Source organism: Ligilactobacillus equi DSM 15833 = JCM 10991 (assembly GCF_001435735.1).
In the GTDB taxonomy this organism is placed as follows: Bacteria; Bacillota; Bacilli; order Lactobacillales; family Lactobacillaceae; genus Ligilactobacillus; species Ligilactobacillus equi.
The window spans coordinates 1-8,211 of the sequence record NZ_AZFH01000061.1; the positions used below are offsets into that span (position 1 = coordinate 1).

General features: G+C 30.4%; 7 protein-coding genes. All 7 read left to right on the forward strand.

The genetic code is table 11. The features are described from left to right. Nucleotides 1-192: 192 nt before the first annotated feature. Genes FC36_RS05575 through FC36_RS05605 form a run of 7 tightly spaced genes read left to right on the forward strand, consistent with a single transcriptional unit; the run spans nt 193 to nt 7,921 of the window. Complete coding sequence (locus FC36_RS05575; RefSeq protein WP_023860057.1) at nt 193-975, forward strand: glycosyltransferase; 783 nt, start codon at nt 193-195, stop codon at nt 973-975. A gap of 46 nt (nt 976-1,021) precedes the next feature. After that, nucleotides 1,022-2,179 (forward strand): glycoside hydrolase family protein, encoded by a 1,158-nt coding sequence (locus tag FC36_RS05580; RefSeq protein ID WP_025021472.1) that lies wholly within the window; start codon nt 1,022-1,024, stop codon nt 2,177-2,179. 33 nt (nt 2,180-2,212) lie between these two features. Beyond that, nucleotides 2,213-3,328: a UDP-galactopyranose mutase gene (gene glf / locus FC36_RS05585; RefSeq protein ID WP_025021473.1), complete on the forward strand. Its 1,116-nt coding sequence runs from the start codon at nt 2,213-2,215 to the stop codon at nt 3,326-3,328. A gap of 3 nt (nt 3,329-3,331) precedes the next feature. Continuing rightward, the gene (locus FC36_RS05590; protein ID WP_025021474.1) at nt 3,332-4,759 is read left to right on the forward strand and encodes an oligosaccharide flippase family protein; all 1,428 of its coding nucleotides are present in this window, start codon (nt 3,332-3,334) and stop codon (nt 4,757-4,759) included. After that, entirely contained in the window at nt 4,760-5,743 is a 984-nt protein-coding gene (locus FC36_RS05595) for a glycosyltransferase family 2 protein (protein WP_025021475.1), read from the forward strand. A 2-nt stretch (nt 5,744-5,745) separates the two neighbouring features. Then, nucleotides 5,746-6,939, forward strand: a complete 1,194-nt coding sequence (locus FC36_RS05600) for a hypothetical protein (RefSeq protein WP_056986759.1) — start codon at nt 5,746-5,748, stop codon at nt 6,937-6,939. Then, complete coding sequence (locus FC36_RS05605) at nt 6,926-7,921, forward strand: glycosyltransferase (protein WP_225349966.1); 996 nt, start codon at nt 6,926-6,928, stop codon at nt 7,919-7,921. Before FC36_RS05600 ends, FC36_RS05605 begins: the two co-directional genes overlap by 14 nt. Nucleotides 7,922-8,211 lie beyond the last annotated feature (290 nt).

An 8,211-nucleotide genomic window follows, 5' to 3' on the forward strand; every position in this document is an offset into this window, starting at 1 on the left:
ATTATAACTGATTCAGGACCTCATTTTAACTTGTACATTTTTTATTCTAACAGCAGAAACTATTATTTTCATATAGAATTTGAGGCTTCATAATTTTAAAACTACTACATCTATCATGCAAATGATGGTTAATTTAATGCTTTAAGATGAGTGAGTAAAATTTAGAAAGTCATGGTAAAAAGAGTATTATAAATGCAGGAAGGTTTAAACCATAAAATGGAAATGAATAAGGTTACATTAATAACGATTGCTAATAAGAAAGATATATATTTAGAATTTATAAATAATCTTAAAACTCAGGTTAATGTTAATTATGAGTTGATTACAATTTGGAATGATAAGAAGCAGTATTCGTCAGCAAGACAAGCCTATAATACTGCTGCTGCAAAAAGTACGGGAGACATTTTGATATTTTTACATCCAGATATTCGTTTTACAGCAACTACTGCATTATCTGATATTATATTTCAGTTATCATCTTTAAAAAAATTTGGAGTTGTGGGAATTGCTGGCAGTCCTAAAGAGCTTGTGGGGGGCGACAGAATAATTGTTACTAATATAGTACATGGAAAGAATAAAATTTCGGTTCCCAATTCTACTAAAATAAATGCCCCCGTAGAAGTTCAAACCGTTGATGAGGCGCTATTCATAATGTCAAAAAAATTTTGGGAGGAACATCCTTTTCCTTCTAAAGAAGGATGGCACTTATACGCTGTTGAACAGTGTTTAATAGCTTCCAACGCAGGGTTTAAAAATTTTGTTATACCGATAAAAGATATATGGCATACATCTGATGGAAAGTCAGAGGATTACAGATATACACTCCAAGTAAGGAAGTTAGTTAGAGAGTATCGGAAATATACAAATACGATAAATACAACAGTAAAAAGGTGGAGAACACGGGGGATTTATGCACAAATATATATTTTATTCTATCTTTTTAAAATGTATATAAAATTTCTACTTGGACGTTAAATAACAAAAATTAAATATGTGGATTGAGAGGTTAAAAGATTTAAACGTGAAGAAAAAAATTCTATATTTAATTATTACAGTTCTAATATGTATGGTGATAGGTAGCATCTTGTGGATTTGTGGAGAAAAAAATTCTAAAATAACAGTAAATTTTGTCGATGAAAATGGCACAAAATTACTTATAAAACCTATAACATATACTTCTAAACCATGGTTGCCTCTTTTTGCAAATACATTAAATGATTCGGTTCCAGGGTACAAGTTAGTAAGACATAACGTATTTTTTAATGATAAGCATCAATATGTGACTTTGAAATTTAAAGCAAAAAATTTTGACGATGAAATGGATAATTTAAATAGAGCTAAGTATATAGCTACTACCTTTCAACCTATGACAGTTCCGATTAAGAATGGTTGGCAAGCAGATCCTTATAACTTATCTAGAACGTATCACGGAAAGAAAACGGGTAAAGATAGTTTACGTATTATTTATTCTGATGATGGAAAGGATTGGAAATTTCTTCATATTAGTTATCCTAAAATTAATATTAGGGACCCACATATAACTAAAATCGGTAATTTTTGGTATATTATTTATACGAAAGGCTTAATAAGAACTAAAGACTTTAAAAATTGGGAACGGGTGCCATGGGCGCACTCAGAATATTTTACTAATAAATATGAGTGGGCGCCAGAATTTGTAAAAGATAAGTATGGTAACTATAAGGTAGTTATGTCAGGTTGGTCCCGTCAAGACAATGATATGGCTAACTATATATCTGATATTGATGTAAGGACGGGTAAGATAGCTAATAACTGGAGAAGAATACAAGGTGACTTTTCTGGTAATAATATTGATGCAAATATTACTTACTATCATGGCAGATACATTATGTTTTATAAGAGCTATAATACTGAAAAAATTATGATGTCTGTATCTAAAAAACTTGAAGGTCCTTATAAGTCAAAGGAGCTGTCTATTGATAATGGTAATAAATCTGTAGAAGCTCCCGAAGCTGTTATAGAAAATGGTAAAATAAGATTATATTATGATACCTACATGGTTAATTCTAAAGGAACAACAGTTTTTAAAGGGATACACTACATCGAATCGAATAATGTTAGTGGTTTGAAATGGACTTCACCACACCAAATAAAAGCACCTTTTGTTGTTAGGCATTTTGGTATATATAAACAAAAGTAATTACTTTGATTTATAGAAAAGGAGAGAACTATAATGACAAATTATTTAATAGTAGGTGCAGGGCTTTTTGGAGCAACCTTTGCATACGAAGCGGCCAAGCGAGGTCATCAAGTAAAAGTAATCGAAAAGCGTAATCATATTGCAGGTAACATCTATACCAAGGAAGTACATGGCATTCAGGTTCACCAATTTGGGGCCCACATTTTTCACACTTCCAATAAAGAAGTGTGGGACTATGTCCAACAATTTGCAGAATTTAATCGTTATACGAATGCTCCAGTGGCCAATTACAATGGTGAAATATACAATTTACCATTTAACATGAACACTTTCAATAAGCTTTGGGGCGTTGTTACACCACAAGAAGCGATGGCAAAAATTGAAGAACAAAAGGCGGTTTTAGATGGTAAAGAACCTGAAAACTTGGAAGAACAAGCCATCTCCTTAATTGGAACAGATATTTACGAAAAGTTAATTAAGGGCTACACTGAAAAACAATGGGGACGGAAAGCGACTGAATTACCATCCTTTATTATAAAGCGTTTACCAGTTCGATTAACTTATGATAATAACTACTTCAACGATCTTTACCAAGGAATTCCAATGGGAGGGTACACCCAAATCGTTGAAAAAATGTTGGGCCACGAAAATATTACGGTTGAAACAGGTGTTGACTTCTTTGATAAGAAGGACCAATACCTGGCTGAATTTGATAAGGTGGTCTTTACTGGGATGATTGACCAATTCTTTAACTACGAATTAGGTGAATTAGAATATCGCTCCTTACGTTTTGAAACAGAAATTCTTGACGAAGATAACTATCAAGGGAATGCCGTAGTTAATTACACGGATGCCGAAACACCTTACACACGGATTATCGAACACAAGCACTTTGAATATGGTAAAGGTGAAAAAGGTAAAACGGTTATTACCCGTGAATATCCAGCTGATTGGCAACGTGGTGATGAACCATATTATCCAGTGAACAATGAACGTAACAATGAAATGTACCAAGCTTATAAAGCATATGCAGCCAAGAATGCAAGCAACGTCATTTTTGGTGGTCGTTTAGGTCAATACAAATACTACAATATGGATCAAGTAATTGCAGCGGCTTTAGAAATAGTTAGAGAAGAATTTAAAGGTTAAACTATGAAGGTAATTCGTAATTATTTATATAATGCAGGCTATCAGGTTTTAGCTTTAGTTCTTCCACTTATTACATCACCTTATATAAGTCGTGTTTTGGGCCCATATAAAACTGGTGTGAACACGTACACGTATTCGATAATTCAGTATTTCGTTTTGTTTGCAGGATTAGGTATATCACTATATGGTAATAGACAAATCGCATACGTACAAAATAGTAAAAAAGAAGTAAGCAAAATTTTTTATGAAATTATTGTTGTAGAATTTCTAGCAGTATTAGCGTCATATATCTTTTTCATTTTTTTTATGCGATTCTATTCAAGTAATGTTACGTACATGTGGCTTCAATCCATATATATAGTAGCAGTTTTCTTTGATATATCATGGCTATTTATGGGGTTAGAAGATTTTAAAAAAATAGTTATTAGAAATACATTAGTTAAGGTAGTAACTGTTTGCTTTATTTTTATTTTTATAAAACAACCATCAGATTTAAATAAATACATTTTAATACTGTCTCTTGGAACGTTAGTGGGTAATCTAACGTTTTGGCCATACTTAAAGGAAATTTTAGTTAGAGTGAATCTTAAAGAATTAAAACCACTGAGACATATTTTACCAACCATATCATTTTTTGCTCCACAAGTAGCTATTCAAATATATGCACAATTAAATAAGACAATGTTAGGTGCGATGGTTAGTGAAACATCATCAAGTTACTACAATTACTCGGACACACTAATTAAAATGGTGTTATCACTTATTACAGCAACTGGAACAGTGATGTTGCCACATGTTGCTAGTGCATTTTCTAAAGGGGAAACGGGTAAGGTTAATATCTTAGTTGAAAAATCTTTTGACTATGTTTCGTGCTTAGCTATTGCAATGATGTTTGGGATTACAGGAGTATCATTGCATTTTGGGCCATATTTTTATGGACCGGGTTACGATCCTGTAGGTGTTGTTATGATGATTGAATCACCAATTATTTTATTAATAGCATGGAGTAATGTTATAGGTAATCAATATTTGTTACCTACTAACAATGTTAGATATTATACAACCTCTGTTGTAATGGGAGCTATTGTAAATATTGTTTTAAATATTCCATTGATTATGATTTTAGGATTAAATGGGGCGATGATTTCAACTGTATTATCTGAACTAGCTGTAACTTGTTATCAACTATATTGTGTAAGAAATAAATTAAACTTAAAAAAACTTTTTATAAATGTGCCTAAATATTTTTTAGCAGGTATATTAATGTTTTTACCGGTATTTTATTTAAATATTATGCTGCATACAAGTATCTTATCAATATTTGTAGAAGTTTTTTTAGGCATAGTGATATATGTGGTAATACTATTAATATTGAAACCCACAATTTTAGATGATATTACAAAGATTGTCATGAAAAGGATGGAGAAATAGATGATTTCTATAGTGATGGCTACCTATAACGGAGAAAAGTATGTTGAAAAACAACTTCAGTCTATATTGATGCAAACGGTAAAACCTAGTGAAGTAATTATACATGATGACTGTTCTGAAGATAAAACTGTCCAAGTAATTTATAATTTTATAAAGAAGAATAATTTAGATAATTGGAAGTTATCGGTCAATAAGCAAAATGAAGGATATAGAAAAAATTTTAAAAATTTGCTTCTAGATGCCAAGGGAGATATTATATTTTTCTCAGACCAAGATGATGAGTGGAATGAAAGAAAAATAGAGTTAATGTCAGATGCAATGAGACTGAATAAGAATATAAAAGCTTTAAATAGTGGTGTCTGTTTAATTAATAGTAACTCTGAAGAAATAAAAGTAAAATTAGGTAAAAATTCGTATAATGCAAATTTTCTTCATTCAATGAAGAAAATTGATAAATTAAGTTATTATAGTGTTGAGAGTTTGCTTATAAGTAATATTTCTCCTGGGTGTACAATGGCTATAACTAAGGAATTAAAAGAAATTTTTTTAAAAAATTATGTGGGAGATATGCCACATGATTGGTACTTAAATATTCTTGCTTCAATTGGGGGCGGATGTGCATTCTTAAATCAAGAATTGACAATGTATAGAATGCATAATAATAATACTTTAGGGTCTGCCACAGGGAAAGGATTGAAAGCATCAATACGCTTTTTTAATCAGAATGAAAGAGCGGATGAATTTCAAGAAAGATTGAGAGCGTTGTCTAATATGGAAAAAAGTATAATACCTTCAACTTTACAACTGACATATGTTCGAGGTTATTTAAAAGCACGAATGGTGTTTTATCAAAATCCTAGTGTATTTAGACTATTTAAATTGTATAGGTACCATGATTATAGGGAACGTACGCAAGTTAAAGGTAAAGTATGGGATGTACTATTGTCATTAAGGATTAGTAAACTAATAGAAAAGATGTGTTAGGATTGAAAGCTATGATAGATAGCCTTGTGAAAAAACGAAGAGCTCTATCTTTAAATAGTAAATTAAAAGAGCAAGTATATTTGTTGGCGTTTGGAGTATATGTAGCATTTAATTTTTTAGCAGGCACTATGTACATAGTGCTTGTACCAAGTAATATCATACGTATTGGACAACTTGTCGGTGTTTTAATAGCTGTTATTAAAATATTTTTCTTTGATATATATGATGATAAAAAAGAGGTATTACTAATAAGTATCCTAGGGTTATTTTTGTGGGTATGTTCCTTAAATGCAGAGGTGATGGATTTATTTTACTATTACGTATTGGTAGTGGCAGCGCGAGGTGTAGATTTTAGAAGAATACTTAGGCTATTTATAGGTATTATTTCAGTAGGAACTGTGGTAGTAATTGTTTCTGCAAAATTAGGTATAATAATAGGGTTAACTAATAGTAGAGATGGGGCAACTGCTATTAGATATGCTCTTGGATTTGTTTATACAACAGATTTTGCGGCAAGAATATTCTACCTATTACTTACTTATGTTACTTTTCGAAAGTTTAAGTTACTTTTTTCAGAGTATATAATAGCCATAAGTATGGTAGCATTCGTTTACATTGTAACGGATACTAAGTTAGATACACTTCTAATGCTATTAATAATTATGGTAGCATTGTTTAAGAAGTATATAACTAAGGCATTAATTGTAATGAAGGCAAAGGTAATTAATATCCTTACCGTTCTATCTATACTGGGAATAATTGGATTGACATATTTATATGACAAGACTAATATCTTATTAGTTATTATAAATAAGATATTGACTAGAAGACTTGAATTTGGACATGCAGCTTTTACAAAATACAATGTGACATTATTTGGTCAAGAGGTAGTTCAAAATGGTAATGGGGGTATTCATAAAGGATATTTTGAATATTTTTATATTGACTCCAGTTATTTAAGGATATTAATGATGAATGGCTTTGTTATATTCATAATAGTTTTAATATTCTTACTATCATTATCTAGCAATTTTATAAATAAAAAAATGTATTCATTGGAAATTATGCTATTATTTGTATTGTTAAGTTCATTGATTGATCAACATCTCATAGAAATTTCTTTTAATATTATTTTCATCGCATTTTTTGCTAATACGAATTTTTTTGAGGAAGGAAGTGACAGTGAAATTGAGTAATAATTGGGTGATTACTTCAATGGATAGAAGTAAAAATATAGGTGGATTAAAGGCTAAAGAAGATATTATAAATTTTTTACAAAAGAAGAATTATTATTCTTTTGAAGTTAATCCATATATACCAAAATTAAGAAGGATTATTTATACCAAGTTAGTATTACCTAGAATGATAAGAGGGGAAAAAATAGATAACGCTATCATTCAACATCCGATTTCATCTGACATGATAATGGAACAATTGATAGATAGTCTAAGGAAAAATAAAGTAAAAAAACTGGTAATATGGATTCATGATATTCAATCATTACAGTCTACAAATTTAGAAACCATTAATAAAGAAATTAATTGGTTTAACAGGGCAGATAAGCTAATTGTTCATAATAAAAAAATGAAAGAATGGTTATTGGAACATGGATGCAGTGCATCAATGATAGAATTAAAAATTTTTGATTATGATAATCCTCAACCAATTCAAAGAAATATTGAATATAACAAATCAGTATGCTTTGCAGGGAATCTCATTAAATCAGAATTTTTATCTAAAGTAGATATTAAGACTAGGATTGATGTTTTTGGGCCAAATATGTTTAAGAAATATAATGATTGCTTAAAATATCGAGGTCAGTATTCGCCGGAAGAATTACCGCAACATCTAAAACAAAATTTTGGATTAATTTGGGATGGACCAAGTACAAGAAAATGTGAAGGAACTTTTGGAAAATATTTACTATTTAATAATCCTCACAAAACATCATTATATTTAAGTACAGGTATTCCGGTACTTATTTGGGAAAAAGCTGCCATGGCAGACTTTATTAAAGAAAATAATGTTGGGGTTGTTATTTCGAATTTAGATGATTTAGATGATACACTAGACAAAATTTCAGATGAAGAATACCGTGTGTTAAAAGAAAATTCGGTAAAATTAGCCCAAAAGTTACGTGATGGATATTTTACATCACTAGCTATACAAAAAATATAAGAGTTTAATAAATTTATATTAATTTTACAAAACATGTTGATATTAGTAGCGGAGAGAAAATATGGTTTCAGATATTAGAAAATAGCTAGCTTTTGATAAATTTTAAGAAATAGTAACGATAAAAGTCTTAAGAAATTAATGTTTTCGAAAACATAATCTCTTAAGGCTTTTAAAATTCAAGCGTAAGAACACCATAACAGGACGTAAAAAGAAGCGATGGAAGAAATCCACTTAGTTAGGATTTCACCATCGCTTCTTTATTTTCAAGCTGCATATCGTCGTCGGCCGGC

Bases quoted from the DNA above. Each gene is read 5' to 3' on its own strand.
- FC36_RS05575 (WP_023860057.1), top strand. From the start codon at position 193: ATGCAGGAAGGTTTAAACCATAAAATGGAAATGAATAAGGTTACATTA.
- glf (WP_025021473.1), top strand. From the start codon at position 2,213: ATGACAAATTATTTAATAGTAGGTGCAGGGCTTTTTGGAGCAACCTTT.
- FC36_RS05590 (WP_025021474.1), top strand. From the start codon at position 3,332: ATGAAGGTAATTCGTAATTATTTATATAATGCAGGCTATCAGGTTTTA.
- FC36_RS05595 (WP_025021475.1), top strand. From the start codon at position 4,760: ATGATTTCTATAGTGATGGCTACCTATAACGGAGAAAAGTATGTTGAA.